This window comes from Rhizobium sp. CRRU65 (genome assembly GCF_048551595.1).
GTDB classification, from domain to species: Bacteria; Pseudomonadota; Alphaproteobacteria; order Rhizobiales; family Rhizobiaceae; genus Rhizobium; species Rhizobium leguminosarum_J.
On record NZ_JBLYZH010000003.1, the window covers coordinates 107168 to 121874 of the forward strand.

The window sequence follows — 14707 nt, forward strand, 5'->3', positions numbered from 1 at the left end:
GGTATGCTTTGAGGAGAGTAGGTCGCGCGCGTGATCATCACTCTGTGGAGGACAGACAATGGCAAATGTCGCAAGCATCGACGGCGCAAAGGCCGGTCCGATGACCGGTGAGGAGAAGAAGGTCATCTTCGCCTCTTCGCTCGGCACCGTTTTCGAATGGTACGATTTCTATCTCTATGGTTCGCTCGCCACCTATATCGGCGCGACCTATTTCACCCAATATCCCGAGGCAACGCGCAACATCTTCACGTTGCTCGCCTTTGCCGCCGGCTTCCTGGTCCGCCCCTTCGGCGCGCTGGTGTTCGGCCGTCTCGGCGATCTCGTCGGCCGTAAATACACCTTCCTGATGACGATCATGATCATGGGCCTGTCGACCTTCCTCGTCGGCATCCTGCCGGGTGCCGCCACGATCGGTATCGCAGCCCCGATCATCCTGATCGCGCTCCGTCTGCTCCAAGGTCTGGCGCTGGGCGGTGAATATGGCGGCGCGGCAACCTATGTCGCCGAACATGCGCCGAACGGGCGCCGCGGCTACTTCACCTCGTGGATCCAGACGACGGCAACGCTCGGCCTGTTCCTGTCGCTGATCGTCATCGTCCTGGTTCAATATCTGATGGGTGCGGCTCAGTTTGCCGCTTGGGGCTGGCGCATTCCGTTCCTGGTCTCGGTCGTCCTGCTCGGCATTTCCGTCTGGATCCGCCTGAGGATGAACGAATCGCCGGCGTTCCAGCGGATGAAGGCAGAAGGCAAAGGCTCCAAGGCGCCGCTGACCGAGGCCTTCGGGACGTGGAAAAATGCCAAGATCGCGATCATCGCGCTGCTCGGCGCCACCATGGGCCAGGCGGTCGTCTGGTACGGCGGCCAGTTCTATGCGCTGTTCTTCCTGCAGAACGTGCTGAAGGTGGACCTGTTTTCGGCCAATGTCATGGTGGCCATCGCACTTCTCCTCGGCACGCCCTTCTTCGTCATCTTCGGCGGTCTCTCCGACAAGATTGGCCGCAAGCCGATCATCATGGCAGGTCTTTTCATTGCGGCGGTGACCTATAATCCGCTGTTCAAGGCGATGACCTGGACGGCGAACCCGGCGCTTGCCGAAGCGCAGGCTTCGATTCGGGCAACGGTGACGGCCGATCCGGCTGATTGCAGGTTCCAGTTCAACCCGACCGGGACGACGAAGTTCACCAGTTCCTGCGACGTGGCAACGGCGTTCCTGACCAGGAACTCGGTGCCTTACGACGTTGTGCCCGGTACCGCCGGACAGCCGGCAACGGTGAAGGTCGGCAACGCGACGATCCCAAGCTTCGACGTCGTCGCTGCCGGCGACAAGACGAAGGGGATGACCGCCGCCTTCGAAAAGAGCGTCAACATCGCGCTCCACGATGCCGGCTATCCGCTGAACCGCGGCGCCGTCAAGGTGCCGGATGCCAAGCTCGACGCCTTCATCGCAGCCAATCCCGAACTGTCGCTCAACGCCGATGCCGTGCGCGCCGGCGAGAAGGAAACCGTGCCTGCGGCCAAGCTGGTCGAGACCAAGCTGCTGACCGCGGATGAGGCCAATGGCGTCACCGACATGACGGTCTACAATATCGCCAATGGCGGCACCTTCGCCATGGTCGCCGATCCGGCTCGCGTTAACTGGATCGGCACGATCGCCGTGCTGTTCGTCCTTGTCTTCTATGTGACGATGGTCTACGGCCCGATCGCCGCTCTGCTGGTCGAGCTTTTCCCGACCCGCATCCGCTATACCGGCATGTCGCTGCCCTATCACATTGGCAACGGCTGGTTCGGCGGCCTGCTTCCGGCGACGGCCTTCGCGATGAGCGCTGCCGCAGGCGATATCTACTACGGTCTCTGGTACCCGATCGTCTTTGCGACGATCACGCTGGTGATCGGCTTGATCTTCCTGCCGGAAACGAAGAACAGGGATATCCACGCCATGGATTGAGCGGCGGATTGAGCCAATCCTTGCTTAGAAAAAAGGCCCGGCGCTCACAAGGCGCCGGGCTTTTGCATATTACAGCGCCGCGCGTCTTTTCGGACGCAAAGGACGCTGTAACATTTTGAATCATGCAGTGCGAAACAGCCGCTTCGAGAGCGGCCAGCCATCCGGCGCCAGCTTGAAGAGCAAGCCGCAGCGGGCAAAGACGATCGCCGTCAGCAGCGAGAACCAGGCGCCGAAGGCAAGGCCGGCGATGACGTCGCTCGGATAATGGGCGCCGACCATGACACGCGTCATGGCGAGCCAGATGGCGCAGGCTATGAAGGCAACACGGTAGCGTGGAAACAGCAGGGCGAAGGCGGCGAAGAAGGCGCCGACCGTGGTGGAATGGCCGGACGGGAAACTTTCGAAAGCGGAATGGCCCGAAAAGGGCGTGAAGGATAACATACCGTAGTCATGGAAATGATCGGGACGTGCCCTGCCGATCGCCCGCTTCAGCAGATTGGCGAGAAGCCCGGAGAAGACGACCGTGATGAAGAGATAAGCGCCGATCCAGCTGACATAGAGCGCCTGCGCCTTGGAGCGCGCTGTCTTCACAAGCTTGTAGCCTGCCCGGCCCTGAAAGAACAGCAGGATGCTGGAGTAGATCAGCCAGGCGGAATCACCGAAACCGGTCAGCATTTCGCCGAGGTGCTTCACCGGTGCAGGAGCCTTGCTGGCGCCGATCGGTGCATCGAAGAGCAGCATGGAAAGGATTACGGCATTCAGCGTGATGAAGAGGCAGGTCTGCCAGCGCAAAGGCGGCATGCCGGCATTGCTCCGGTGCCAGCGCCGGTTGAGGGAAGCCAAAAATGCCCGCATTCCGTCGTCCGTTCGAATTTTGTTCTAGAGCGCCGCGCGTCCAACAGGACGTGCTAAGGACGCTCTATCACTTTGAATTGGCGCATAATCCATTGGAAGATTGTTTCCAATGTCGAAGTTATGCGCTCGTTAAAATCCGGCGCAAAAATACACGAGATTGTGGCCGAGAATAGTCTGCTTGGGATAATTTGACCAAGCCGATACGGCTCGCACTCCGGAGAAAAAAGCCCTCCGCAAGAATCCTGCGAAGGGCCGGAACTGTTTCACGTGAAATATCAGGCGGAAAGCGTCTTGAACTCGGCGAGGATCGCATCGCCCATCTCGATGGTACCGACCTGCCTTGCGCCATCGGCCATGATGTCACCGGTGCGGATGCCCTTGTCGAGCACGTTGGCGATCGCCTTTTCCAGATCGTCGGCTTCCTTCACCAGATTGAAGGAGTAACGCAGGCACATGGCGAAGGAGGCGATCATGGCGATCGGATTGGCGATGCCCTTGCCGGCGATGTCAGGGGCAGAACCGTGCACCGGCTCGTATAGCGCCTTGCGTTTGCCGGTCTTGCCGTCGGGTGCGCCGAGCGAGGCCGATGGCAGCATGCCGAGCGAGCCGGTCAGCATGGCGGCGACGTCGGAGAGCATGTCGCCGAAGAGATTGTCGGTGACGATCACGTCGAACTGCTTGGGCTGGCGCACCAGCTGCATGCCGCCGGCATCGGCCAGCATGTGCTCGAGCTGGACGTCGGAGTATTTCGACTTATGCGTTTCGGTCACCACCTGGTTCCAGAGCACGCCCGACTTCATGACGTTGCGCTTTTCCATGGAGCAAACGCGATTCTGCCGCGTGCGGGCCATTTCGAAGGCGACTCCGGCGATGCGCTCGATCTCGTAGGTATCATAGACCTGCGTGTCGATGCCGCGCTTCTGGCCGTTGCCGAGGTCGATGATCTCCTTCGGTTCGCCGAAATAGACGCCGCCCGTCAGCTCGCGGATGATGAGGATATCGAGGCCTTCGACCAGCTCCGGCTTCAGCGACGAGGCCGCAGCAAGGGCCGGATAGCAGATGGCGGGGCGCAGGTTAGCGAAGAGCTGGAGATCCTTGCGCAGGCGTAGCAGGCCGGCTTCCGGGCGTACTTCATAAGGCACGCTATCCCATTTCGGACCGCCGACGGCGCCGAACAGAACGGCATCGGCGGCAATCGCCTTCTGCATGTCGGCTTCCGAGATCGCAGCGCCATGCGCATCATAGGCGCAACCGCCGACAAGGCCTTCGTCGGTGACAAAACCGGCATTCATCGCCTCGTTCATATAGGCGATGATCTTGCGGACCTCGCCCATGGCCTCGGGACCGATGCCGTCACCCGGCAGCAGGAAAAGATTGCGCGCTGTCATGAAACCCTCCTGGGAAAAACAAGTTGCGGTTTCTTAGACCCCGGAATTGGGCATTTCAAGCGACAGAAGCGGTGAATCGGTACGCTTCGCTCTGAGCAGTGACGGTTGCTCCTGCGTCCGCAAACGGATTAAACGGTTACCCTATCTTTATCCTGGATGGTTCCCATGCCTTTCGTACCTCTCCATCTCGACACGCCCTTGGTTCAGACGGCACCTGGCTATAGCGCCAGCGGCAAACCTCTCTGGCTGAAGCTCGATGCTCTGCAGCCTTCCGGCAGCTTCAAGCTGCGCGGCGTCGGCCGGCTTTGCCAGCACGAGGTGGAAAATGGGGCGCGCGAGATCTTCTGCGCTTCCGGCGGCAATGCCGGCATTGCCGCGGCTTATGCCGGCCGGGCGCTCGGTGTGCCGGTCACGATCGTCGTGCCGGAGACGACGGCGGCCGATGTCCGGCAGACGATTGCCGCAACGGGTGCGAATGTCCTCGTTCATGGTTCGGTTTTCGATGAGGCCAATGCTCATGCAGTCGAACTCGCCCGGAGCCGCAAGGCAACCTATGTTCACCCCTTCGACCATCCGCTTCTGTGGGATGGCCATGCCACGCTGATCGACGAGGTGGTGGCGAAGGGGGCAAAATTCGATTGCGTCATCACCAGCGTCGGTGGCGGCGGGCTCCTTGCCGGCATTGTCGAGGGATTGAAGCGCAACGGGCTTTCCGATGTGCCTGTTATCGCCGTCGAAACGGAGGGGGCGGCCTCGCTGAACGCCAGCCTCAAGGCGAATGAGCGTATCGCCCTTCCCGCCATTACTTCGATTGCCAATTCGCTCGGGGCGCGGCAGGTGGCGCAGCATGTCTTCGACTTGCCGAAGCAGCATCCGATCGAAAGTGTTGTCGTCAGCGACGCCGATGCCGTTGCCGCCTGCCTGAAATTTGCTGATGCGCAGCGCATTCTGGTCGAGCCGGCTTGCGGTGCGGCCCTTGCGGTTGCCGATGTACATGCCGGGCTGCTTCAGCGCTTCGATAATCCGCTTATCGAAGTCTGCGGCGGCATCGGCGTGTCGCTCGAAAAACTCAGGGGCTGGAAAGAAAAATTTCTTTGACCCAACCAAAGAAAAAGCCGGGCGAAAGGCCCGGCTTGATCGGTAACCGATTGGATAGGTTCAGGCTGCCCAGGGGTGCGAAGCAGCGTTCTTCTTTTCGAAGCTGTCGATCGCCTTGCCCTTTTCCAGCGTCAGGCCGATGTCATCGAGGCCGTTCAGCAGGCAGTGACGCTTGAACTCGTCGAGATCGAACTTGATCAAACCACCATCGGGGCCGGTGATCTCAAGATTCTCAAGATCGACGGTCAGGACGGCGTTGGAGCCGCGCGAGGCGTCGTCCATCAGCTTGTCGAGATCTTCCTGGCTGACCTTGATCGGCAGGATGCCGTTCTTGAAACAGTTGTTGTAGAAAATATCGGCAAAGCTGGTCGAGATGACGCAGCGGATGCCGAAATCGAGAAGCGCCCAGGGCGCGTGCTCGCGCGAGGAGCCGCAGCCGAAATTGTCGCCGGCAACGAGGATCTTGGCATCACGATAGGCCGGCTTGTTCAGCACGAAATCCGGGTTTTCTGAGCCGTCTTCGTTATAACGAGCCTCCGCGAAGAGGCCGGTGCCGAGGCCGGTGCGCTTGATCGTCTTCAGATAATCCTTCGGAATGATCATGTCGGTGTCGACGTTGACAACCGGCAGCGGCGCTGCAACGCCCGTGAGCTTCACGAATTTATCCATGACCTATGCTCCATTTCAGCAAATCTACTTTCTGAATTTGCATCTAATCCAGTTTTTCGCCGAAATGAAGGAGAATCTTTCACAGATGGCGGCCACGCGACGTTTCGCGCGGTCCGCCGATTGCGGCCTGTCCCTTATTTGGACGGTGCGTTCAACCCCCAGAGGACGCCGAACGGATCACGAAGCTGGCCATAGCGATCGCCCCAGAACATCAGTTCGACCGGCATGACGACTTCGGCGCCGGCGGCAACCGCGCGATCCCACCAGAAATCGATATCATCGATCACCAGTTGGATGGCAAAGCCTTCATGGCCTTTGAAGGCATGGCCGTATTCGGGATAGGCGTCCGACAACATCAGGGAACTGCCGTTGATGTAGAGATGCACATGCATCGTTCTGCCGCTCTCGTCGACCGGCACGAGATATGCCTCTTCGGCGCCGAAAGCCTTCTTGTAGAATTCCGCAGCTTTCACCGCGCCATCGACCGTCAGATAAGGCAGCAGGCCATTCTTGACCGGCGGCATCTTGGTCGAGTTGCTCTCTGTCGTCGTATCCATGCTCGTCCTCCATACGTTTTTCACGAGCCGGCGGAATGCCTGGCTGTTTCAAGGACGCATGATGGAATCTGGAGCCGACAGTGTCGGTCAAAATTTTTGGAAAATCCGGTGATCAGAGATCGATGATCGTGCCGCGGCCGTCGTTCCACACGCGCATCTCACGCTTACCGTTGTTTGCCTTGGCGCGGACCGGAACGGGCTTCATCTTCATCGAAAGCGCACGTCCGACCATGAGCACGGTCAGGATGCCGCCGACGGCGAGCGTCACCGAAAAGGTGAAAAGCAGCATGGCCACGAAAACGGTGGCGCCGGCAAGCATGAGGAAGATGGAGCGAATGTTCTGCATGGTTAGAGACCTTTCTTCGGAAAGGAATGTGGTCCTTCTCCTTCCTCTCTGCAAGGCAAGCATGGCTTTTTGTTGTTCTGCTAGATGTTCTGGGGTGGGCTGCTTGCTTCGGCTTTCAAAGCTTGGCACTAATTCGCCATGAGCCGAAACCCCACGACCCGCTCCATGCGCCTGCGCCGTTCGGTGCTGAGCGTGCCTGCCATCAATCCCCGCGCCCTCGAAAAAACCCATGCGGTCGATTGCGATGCGGTGATCTTCGATCTCGAGGATTCCGTGGCGCCGGAAAAGAAGGCGGAAGCGCGGGAAAACCTGAGGAATTTCTTTTCGGCTCGACCGCTCGAAGGCAAGGAGCGGATCATCCGTATCAACAGCCTGTCCACCGATTTCGGCCTGGCGGACATGGAGCTGGTGACGGCGCTTGCTCCTGATGCCGTGCTGCTGCCGAAGGTCGACGAACCGCAGGATGTCATGGCGCTCAGTGACTTTCTCTCCGAGGCGGATGCGCCGGAAGATCTGCGCATCTGGGCGATGATCGAGACGCCGCGCGGCATCCTCAATGCGGCTGTTATCACCGAAGCCGGGCGCACGCCGGGCTCGCGGCTCGATTGCCTGGTCGTCGGGCTCAACGACCTGCGCAAGGAAACCGGCGTGCTTCCACAGCCAGGGAGGAACTATCTCGTGCCGTGGCTGATGCAGGTCGTCCTTGCTGTCAGCGCCTACGGGCTCGATGCGATCGACAGCGTCTTCAACGATTTCAGGGACGAACAGGGTTTTGATGCCGAATGTCTGCAGGGCCGGGCCATGGGCTTTGCCGGCAAGATGCTGATCCATCCGGCGCAGATCGAGCCCGCCAACCGCCATTTCGGTCCGGATCCGGCAGCGATTGCGGAAGCGGAGGCGATCATGTCAGCCTTTGCCGACCCCGCTTCCGATGGGCTGAACGTCATCAATGCAGGCGGGCGGATGGTCGAGCGGCTGCATCTTGTCCAGGCGGAAAGTCTGGTCCATAAAGCCCGCCTGATCGCAGCCCGCCAGGCTGCAGCACGAAAGACGATGTGATGAAACTCTACCGCTTCCTGACCGGTCCTGACGATGCTTCCTTCTGCCATAAGGTCACCGCCGCCCTCAACAAGGGCTGGTCGCTGGAGGGCTCCCCGACCTATGCCTTCAATGCCGCAATCGGCGCGATGCAGTGCGGCCAGGCCGTCGTCAAACATGTCGAAGGCAAGGATTACGATCCTGAGATGAAACTCTCCGAGCAGTGAGGTTTTAGCGCATAACCCCGAAAATCGTAATCGATTTTCGGAAAGGATTATGCGTGATTGAAAGTGATAGACCGTCCTTAGCGCGTCCTTGGACGCGCGGCGCTCTATCGCTCGGCTGCTTCCTCGGCGCTTGCCTCGATCCGCTCCATGTCATCGTCGCTCAGCCCGAAATGGTGGCCGATTTCGTGGATCAGGACGTGGGTGATGATATCGCCGAGCGTCTCGTCGTTCTCAGCCCAGTAATCGAGGATGGGGCGGCGGTAGAGGCGGATGCGGTTCGGCATCTCGCCGGTTTCCACCGTGAAACGTTCGGAAATGCCCCTGCCCTCGAAAAGGCCAAGCAGATCGAAAGGGGTTTCCAGCGCCATGTCCTCGAAAACGTCGTCATCGGGGAAATCTTCGATCTCGATCGTGAGGTTGGTCGTCAGCTGGCGGAATTCATCCGGCAGATGGCTATAGGCCTCCATCGCCAGCGACTCGAAGGCGCTGATCGTCGGCGCATGGCGGTCCCGCCAATCATCGCTCTGGTCTATGCGGGCCATGAATGTTCCTTCCTTTGCGGGCCCATATAGAACCTTTATCGCCGATTTTCGAGTGCGGAATCAAAGGCAGGAATATTTTCATAGAAAATGGCCGTTGACTCTTCATTAGCTCTCTGGAATCTATAAGAACATAACAGGAACAAGACGGATCGGAGAACGCCATGGCGCAGCACGCCCTGGCGCGCGAGCGGCTTTTTGCGCTCCGCGAAACCATCGCCAGACTGGAGGGAAGACTCGCGCCGGCACTTGCCGCAGCGGAGCGGGAAGCCCTGGCAGAAGGACGTAAGACCCGCCAGGAGCGCATTCTGCCGCCCCTGGCGTTTGGGGTGGAGTTTCTCGACGGCGCCCTGGAAGGCGGCTTGCCGCTCGATGCGATCACCGAATTCCGTTCCGCTCTGTCTCGCGATGCCGGTGCTGCAAGCGGGCTGGCGATGGCTGTTGCCGCGCGGCTGCAAAAACAGGAGGCGGATGCCGGCCGCCTTCTGCCGTTGCTCTGGATCGGCGATGCCGTCGGCACGCTGGAGGCCGGCCGTCCCTATGCTCCCGGGCTTCGGGATTTCGGGCTGAGCCCGGAGCGGTTTCTCCATGCCGCGCCGCGCAAGCTGGACGAGGCGCTCTGGCTGGCGGAGGTGGCGGTGGAAAGTGCTGCCTTCTCGGCCGTCATCTTTGAAGTCCGGGGCAATCCCGCCCATTTCGGCCTGACCGAAAGCCGCAGGCTCAGTCTCAGGGCGCATGCTGCCCGCCGTCCGCTCTTTCTTGTCCGTCAGGCCGGGGCGGAGGAGGCAAGCAGTGCGGCCTTCCGTCTGCATGTCGAACCGGCCCCGTCCGCTCTGCGGTCGTTGCCGGATGGATCGACACTTTCCGGCAGCATCGGCAATCCGATTTTCCGTCTGACGCTGGAGAAGAGCCGAAATCCGGCCCCGCTCTCCTTTCTTCTGGAGTGGAATCCCCATGAACGCGAATTTCTCCCTGTCGCCGAACCAAACCTCGTTCGTCCTCCAGGCGAACAGTCAGCGCATTCTGGCGCTCAGCTTCCCGCATCTGCCAACGGACCGCATCGCCCGCAAGCGATGGGGGCTCTCCTGGCGTTCGAAAGGGCGTCCTGAGACGCCGCCTATCGTCTGTTCCGGCAAGCTCAACAATGCCATGCGGCTAACGGCACTGGACGAGTTGGCCGAGAGGCTGGGGTTGAGGAAGGAGCTCGGCGTTGCCGAAGCGCGCGCCATGTACCCCATGCTCGAGGTCGCGGAAGAGGATCCGGCGGCCGACCGCCGGTTGCTGGAGGCAATTGCCGACTGGTGCGACCGTTATACGCCGCTGGTGGCGTTCGACGGCAAGGACGGCCTGTTTCTCGACATTAGCGGCTGCGCCCATCTTTTGGGCGGTGAAAAGGCGCTTCTTCGGGATGTGCTGTCGCGGCTTTTTCATATGGGGTTCGATGCCCGCGGCGCGATCTCATCGTCACCCGGCCTTTCCTGGGCCGCTTCCCGCTTCGGGCAAGGCGGCGTGATCGAGGACGAAGAGACGGAACATGTGCTGGTGTCCTTGCCGGTTGCAGCCTTGCGGCTGGAAGGACGGACCGTCGATGCTCTGAAGAAGCTCGGTCTGAAATATATCGGCGACGTCATCGATGCGCCGCGAGCGCCATTGACCCGCCGGTTCGGCCCGGAGCTGCTTCTGCGTCTCGACCAGGCGCTGGGACGTGAAGAGGAGCCGGTCTCGCCCCGGCGTCCTGTTGCCAGCCTCTCGGCCGAAAGCCGGCTGATCGAGCCCATCGGGACGGAAGAACAGATCCTTGCCGTCACCAGGCAGGTCGCCTTATCGCTGCAGCCGTCGCTGGAGGCGCGGGGTGCTGGCGGGCGGGTGTTCGAACTGGTCTTGTTCCGCGTCGACGGCAGGGTCTTTCGTATCTCTGTCGGCGCTTCGCAGCCGCTTCGCGAACCAAAGTTCATCGCCGGACTTTTTTCCGAGCGATTGCAGGCGGTCTATGACGATCTCGATGCCGGCTATGGTTTCGAGATCCTGCGGTTGAATGTGTTGCGGCACGATCCCTTCAACGAGGCGCAGGGTGATTTCGAGGGCGACCGTCAGGGAGAGGTCTCGCTTTCGGCCTTCGTCGACCGGGTCTCGGCCCGACTTGGTGCGGATTGCCTGCAAAGCTTCCAGCTCCGCGAGAGCCATGTTCCGGAACGCGCCGTCATCACGGTTCCTGTGATGGAGAGCCTTCCCAGGCGGAAGGCAGCGCAGGACATCCAGCTTCCTTTCCGCGAAGAGCGCCCGCTGCGGCTCTTTGCAACGCCAGAGCCCGTCGAGACCATCCTTGCCGAAGTGCCCGATGGTCCGCCGCAGATCTTCCGCTGGCGGCGCATTCAGCATCAGGTGGCAAGAAGCGAAGGGCCGGAACGGATCGCCATGGAATGGTGGATCGATGGGAATGACGCCGAGTCGCGCGACTATTTCCGCATCGAGGATGAGACCGGACATCGCTTCTGGATCTATCGGCGGGGCTTTTATGGTCAGGCGCTTGATCCTCGCTGGTTCATGCATGGCGTGTTCGCATGACAATCGCGCGCGCATTCTTCGAGATCGGCACAAGGACGAATTTCTCGTTTCTTGAAGGCGCCTCTGGCCCGGAGGAGATGGTCGTGCAGGCTGCTCGTCTACGGCTCGGCGGTCTCGGGATTGCGGACCGGAATTCGGTTGCCGGCGTGGTGCGGGCGCATGCGCAGGCGGAGCAGCTTGAGGAGAGATACAAGAACAAGGATGCGATTCTGGCCCAAGCGAAGAAGGAAGGAAAAAAGGAGGAGATCCTCGATCCTATCCGGATTCAGCCGGGCGCCCGTCTCGTCTTTTCCGATGGAACGCCTGATATCCTCGCCTATCCCCGGAGCCGGCGAGGCTGGGCGAACCTTTGCCGTCTTCTGAGCGCCGGCAATCTGAAGGAGGAAGCGGTCAAGGGAAGCTGCATTCTGACGGAAGCGGAACTCATGGAATGGGGGGACGAGATGATGCTTGCTCTCGTTCCCGATCGCACCCTTGTCGGTCATCAGGCGGGTCAGCCGACGCTGGAAGATTACCTGGAACGGTTTCGCAGGCGCTTCCGCAAGGCTTTTTATATGGCGCTGGCGCCAGCCTATGATGGCCGCGACAGGCAGGTCTTTGCGGTGCTTGCCATGCTTGCCGCTCAAAACCGTGTGCCGCTGATTGCAACCAACCAGCCGCTTTACCATCATCCTGAACGCCGGCCGCTTTCGGATGTCGTGATCGCGATCCGGGAGCATGTGCAGATATCGCAAGCCGGGTTCCTGCTGGCGCCGAATGCTGAACGTTACCTCAAGGATTCACGTGAAATGGCCCGGATCTTCCGAGAGTATCCTAATGCGATCGAGAATACGCAGACATTCTTCGACAGGCTGACCTTTTCGCTGAAGGAACTGGAGCACAATTATCCGCCGGAAAACGATCCTGGTGAAACGCCGCAGGAGACTCTCGAAAGGCTGACGAGAGCGGGAGCCGCAAGACGCTATCCCAAGGGTATCCCGCCCAAGGTGGCGCCACAGATCGAGTATGAACTCGATCTCATTAAAAAAAAGAAATATGCCTCTTATTTCCTGACGGTTCACAGGATTATCCAGCACGCCCGCTATGAACTTAAGGTCTTGTGCCAGGGGCGCGGATCGGCGGCAAATTCGGTCATCTGCTATTGCCTCGAGATAACGGAAGTCAATCCTGAAAAGAGTACGCTTCTCTTCGATCGCTTCATTTCGATGGACCGGGACGAGCCGCCGGATATCGATGTCGATTTCGAGCATGACCGGCGTGAAGAGGTCATCCAGTTCATCTATAAAAGATACGGCATAGAACATGCTGGGCTGACGGCGGGGGTGACCACCTACCGTACGCGCTCGGCGGGCCGCGAGGTCTCCAAGGCCTTTGGGCTGTCGGAGGATGTCCAGTCGGCGATCAGCAGCCTCGTCTGGGGCTGGTCGGAGGATAATCTCTCGGAGCGGGACGCGAAGGCGGCGGGTCTCGACATCAAGGATCCGGTGACCCGAAACGTTCTTCAGTATGCGTCCGAACTTCTCGGCTTCCCGCGCCACCTCACCCAGCATGTCGGCGGCTTCGTCATCACGCGCGATAGGCTCGACGAGGTGGTACCGATCATGAAGACGGCGATGCCGGATCGCTACATGATTGAGTGGGACAAGGACGACCTCGATAACGTCAAGATCCTCAAGGTGGATGTGCTGGCGCTCGGCATGCTGACCTGCCTGCGGAAGGCCTTCTCGCTGCTTGAATTGCATTACGACGTGAAGAAGACGCTCGCAGACCTTGGTAACAAGGAGCATGGGGATGAAGGCGAGCCGGTTTACGAGATGATGGGCCGGGCCGATACGCTCGGCGTCTTCCAGATCGAAAGCCGGGCGCAGATGAGCATGCTGCCGCGTCTTAAGCCGAAGGTGTTCTACGATCTCGTCATCGAGGTGGCGATCGTGCGGCCAGGACCGATCCAGGGCGACATGGTGCATCCCTATCTGAAGCGCCGGGAGCAGCGGGCCAAGAACATTCCGATCAAATATCCGAGCAAGGAGCTGGAAACGGTTCTGGAAAGAACCCTCGGCGTGCCCTTGTTCCAGGAACAGGCCATGCAGATCGCCATTACCGCCGCAGGCTTCAAACCGGCGGAAGCCGACAAGCTTCGCAGAGCGATGGCGACATTCAAGAGAACGGGTACGATCGGCAACTTCGAAAAGCGGTTTATCGAGGGAATGGTTTCAAAGGACTATGATCCGGAGTTCGCAAAGCAATGTTTCAACCAGATCAAAGGCTTCGGCGAATACGGTTTCCCGGAAAGCCATGCCGCCTCCTTCGCACTGCTCGTCTATGCCTCCTCATGGCTCAAGGCCTATTATCCCGACGTCTTCTGCACGGCGATGCTGAATTCCCAGCCGATGGGCTTTTATGCGCCGGCGCAGCTGGTGCGGGATGCACGCGAGCACGGGGTAGCGATCCTGCCGGTCGATATCAATGACTCGAACTGGGATTGCGGTCTGGAAGAGGCCGCTTTCGATCGGAATGCTATCGATTTTCGGCATCATGAGATGCGCGAGATCATCAAGACCCGGCATGCGGTGCGGCTCGGCTTCCGGCAGATCAAGGGCCTTTCGACAGACGATATGGAACGGCTCGTCAGCCATCGCGGCGAAGGCTACAGCTCGGTGCGTGATCTCTGGCTGCGGTCCGGTCTGCAGAAATCGGTCATCGAGCGACTGGCGGATGCCGATGCGTTCCGATCCCTCAAACTGTCACGACGCGACGCGCTCTGGGCAGTGCGGGCGCTGGATGTGAGGAGTGCGACCGAGGAGCTGCCGCTTTTCGAGCAGGTTCGTCATGTCGACCTCCAGGCCGAGCCTGCGGCAAAGTTGCCGGAAATGCTGCCCGGAGAGCAGGTTATCGAGGACTATCGTTATCTCTCACTGTCGCTGAAGGCGCACCCCGTCTCCTTCCTGCGTGAGGAATTGCGCAAGGCCGGCATCACACGCAATGTCGATCTGTTGAAGGTCGCGAACGGAAAGAGGGTGACGATCGCGGGCCTCGTGCTGGTGCGCCAACGGCCTGGTTCGGCCAAAGGCGTGATCTTCATGACGCTGGAAGACGAGACCGGCGTGGCCAATGCGATCGTCTGGTCGAAAATGTTCGACAAATACCGCTCGGTCGTGATGGGCGCTCGGCTGGTGAAAATCCGCGGCAGGCTGCAATGCCAGAGCGGGGTGATCCATACCGTCGTCGAGCATATCGAGGACATGACGCCGGCACTCGGTATCCTGCAACGCGAGGCCCGGCGTTTCGGAGTCTGCGAGCGAGCAGACGAGGTGCTGAGGCCGGGTGCCGATCAGCGGCAGAAAAAGCTTGTAAATGCGCAGGAAACGGCGGACCCGGAAAAACGCATGGTTGCCACAGGCCGCCATGCGGGCGCGGCGGAAACCGCTGAGGTGATGCCGCGCGGACGCAACTTTCATTAAAAATGCATCGCACCGATCG

At 60.1% G+C, this 14707-nt stretch carries 13 protein-coding genes; 7 read left to right on the forward strand and 6 right to left on the reverse strand.

The genetic code is table 11. The features are described 5' to 3' along the window. Positions 1 to 58: 58 nt before the first annotated feature. Positions 59 to 1945: an MFS transporter gene (locus ACM5SV_RS06815; protein WP_222016918.1), complete on the forward strand. Its 1887-nt coding sequence runs from the start codon at positions 59 to 61 to the stop codon at positions 1943 to 1945. 120 nt (positions 1946 to 2065) lie between these two features. Here the strand turns inward: ACM5SV_RS06815 and lpxE are convergent, their stop codons facing one another. Together lpxE and leuB are read right to left on the reverse strand one after the other, a co-directional pair. Beyond that, the gene (gene lpxE, locus ACM5SV_RS06820; RefSeq protein WP_222016916.1) at positions 2066 to 2800 is read right to left on the reverse strand and encodes a lipid A 1-phosphatase LpxE; all 735 of its coding nucleotides are present in this window, start codon (positions 2798 to 2800) and stop codon (positions 2066 to 2068) included. Between the two features lie 275 nt (positions 2801 to 3075). Further along, the gene (gene leuB, locus ACM5SV_RS06825) at positions 3076 to 4188 is read right to left on the reverse strand and encodes a 3-isopropylmalate dehydrogenase (protein ID WP_017995561.1); all 1113 of its coding nucleotides are present in this window, start codon (positions 4186 to 4188) and stop codon (positions 3076 to 3078) included. Positions 4189 to 4353: 165 nt separating this feature from the next. On the opposite strand from leuB, the gene ACM5SV_RS06830 reads away from it, so the two are divergent. Next, positions 4354 to 5286 (forward strand): pyridoxal-phosphate dependent enzyme, encoded by a 933-nt coding sequence (locus ACM5SV_RS06830; protein ID WP_222016914.1) that lies wholly within the window; start codon positions 4354 to 4356, stop codon positions 5284 to 5286. A 60-nt stretch (positions 5287 to 5346) separates the two neighbouring features. On the opposite strand, the gene leuD is transcribed toward ACM5SV_RS06830, so the two are convergent. From leuD to ACM5SV_RS06845, 3 genes are all read right to left on the reverse strand, one after another. Then, positions 5347 to 5955 (reverse strand): 3-isopropylmalate dehydratase small subunit, encoded by a 609-nt coding sequence (gene leuD / locus ACM5SV_RS06835; RefSeq protein ID WP_012759503.1) that lies wholly within the window; start codon positions 5953 to 5955, stop codon positions 5347 to 5349. 134 nt (positions 5956 to 6089) lie between these two features. Further along, positions 6090 to 6512: a VOC family protein gene (locus ACM5SV_RS06840; protein WP_012759502.1), complete on the reverse strand. Its 423-nt coding sequence runs from the start codon at positions 6510 to 6512 to the stop codon at positions 6090 to 6092. Between the two features lie 112 nt (positions 6513 to 6624). Continuing rightward, complete coding sequence (locus tag ACM5SV_RS06845; RefSeq protein WP_012759501.1) at positions 6625 to 6858, reverse strand: hypothetical protein; 234 nt, start codon at positions 6856 to 6858, stop codon at positions 6625 to 6627. A 138-nt stretch (positions 6859 to 6996) separates the two neighbouring features. Between ACM5SV_RS06845 and ACM5SV_RS06850 the strand changes: the two genes are divergently transcribed. Together ACM5SV_RS06850 and ACM5SV_RS06855 are read left to right on the forward strand one after the other, a co-directional pair. Continuing rightward, positions 6997 to 7917 carry an HpcH/HpaI aldolase/citrate lyase family protein gene (locus ACM5SV_RS06850; RefSeq protein WP_113546688.1) on the forward strand — a complete coding sequence of 307 codons (921 nt, stop codon included), beginning with the start codon at positions 6997 to 6999 and terminating at the stop codon, positions 7915 to 7917. Continuing rightward, entirely contained in the window at positions 7917 to 8123 is a 207-nt protein-coding gene (locus ACM5SV_RS06855; protein WP_012759499.1) for a DUF1737 domain-containing protein, read from the forward strand. Before ACM5SV_RS06850 ends, ACM5SV_RS06855 begins: the two co-directional genes overlap by 1 nt. Positions 8124 to 8227: 104 nt before the next feature. Here ACM5SV_RS06855 and ACM5SV_RS06860 read toward each other — a convergent pair whose 3' ends face one another. Continuing rightward, on the reverse strand, positions 8228 to 8665 hold the full coding sequence (locus ACM5SV_RS06860; RefSeq protein ID WP_003543974.1) for a metallopeptidase family protein: 438 nt from the start codon (positions 8663 to 8665) through the stop codon (positions 8228 to 8230). A gap of 161 nt (positions 8666 to 8826) precedes the next feature. On the opposite strand from ACM5SV_RS06860, the gene ACM5SV_RS06865 reads away from it, so the two are divergent. The 3 genes from ACM5SV_RS06865 to ACM5SV_RS06875 are packed head-to-tail and all read left to right on the forward strand — an operon-like array spanning position 8827 to position 14688. Then, positions 8827 to 9771: an ImuA family protein gene (locus ACM5SV_RS06865; protein ID WP_245460659.1), complete on the forward strand. Its 945-nt coding sequence runs from the start codon at positions 8827 to 8829 to the stop codon at positions 9769 to 9771. 10 nt (positions 9772 to 9781) lie between these two features. Beyond that, positions 9782 to 11227 (forward strand): Y-family DNA polymerase, encoded by a 1446-nt coding sequence (locus ACM5SV_RS06870; protein WP_419425178.1) that lies wholly within the window; start codon positions 9782 to 9784, stop codon positions 11225 to 11227. After that, complete coding sequence (locus ACM5SV_RS06875; protein WP_222016908.1) at positions 11224 to 14688, forward strand: error-prone DNA polymerase; 3465 nt, start codon at positions 11224 to 11226, stop codon at positions 14686 to 14688. The genes ACM5SV_RS06870 and ACM5SV_RS06875 overlap by 4 nt, the downstream gene beginning before the upstream one ends. Positions 14689 to 14707 lie beyond the last annotated feature (19 nt).

What these genes read in the sequence shown, in the direction of transcription:
- ACM5SV_RS06865 (WP_245460659.1), top strand. Translation starts at nt 8,827, where the DNA reads ATGGCGCAGCACGCCCTGGCGCGCGAGCGGCTTTTTGCGCTCCGCGAA.
- ACM5SV_RS06845 (WP_012759501.1), bottom strand. Translation starts at nt 6,858, where the DNA reads ATGCAGAACATTCGCTCCATCTTCCTCATGCTTGCCGGCGCCACCGTT.
- ACM5SV_RS06815 (WP_222016918.1), top strand. Translation starts at nt 59, where the DNA reads ATGGCAAATGTCGCAAGCATCGACGGCGCAAAGGCCGGTCCGATGACC.
- ACM5SV_RS06860 (WP_003543974.1), bottom strand. Translation starts at nt 8,665, where the DNA reads ATGGCCCGCATAGACCAGAGCGATGATTGGCGGGACCGCCATGCGCCG.
- leuB (WP_017995561.1), bottom strand. Translation starts at nt 4,188, where the DNA reads ATGACAGCGCGCAATCTTTTCCTGCTGCCGGGTGACGGCATCGGTCCC.
- ACM5SV_RS06875 (WP_222016908.1), top strand. Translation starts at nt 11,224, where the DNA reads ATGACAATCGCGCGCGCATTCTTCGAGATCGGCACAAGGACGAATTTC.
- leuD (WP_012759503.1), bottom strand. Translation starts at nt 5,955, where the DNA reads ATGGATAAATTCGTGAAGCTCACGGGCGTTGCAGCGCCGCTGCCGGTT.
- ACM5SV_RS06830 (WP_222016914.1), top strand. Translation starts at nt 4,354, where the DNA reads ATGCCTTTCGTACCTCTCCATCTCGACACGCCCTTGGTTCAGACGGCA.
- ACM5SV_RS06840 (WP_012759502.1), bottom strand. Translation starts at nt 6,512, where the DNA reads ATGGATACGACGACAGAGAGCAACTCGACCAAGATGCCGCCGGTCAAG.
- lpxE (WP_222016916.1), bottom strand. Translation starts at nt 2,800, where the DNA reads ATGCGGGCATTTTTGGCTTCCCTCAACCGGCGCTGGCACCGGAGCAAT.
- ACM5SV_RS06850 (WP_113546688.1), top strand. Translation starts at nt 6,997, where the DNA reads ATGAGCCGAAACCCCACGACCCGCTCCATGCGCCTGCGCCGTTCGGTG.
- ACM5SV_RS06855 (WP_012759499.1), top strand. Translation starts at nt 7,917, where the DNA reads ATGAAACTCTACCGCTTCCTGACCGGTCCTGACGATGCTTCCTTCTGC.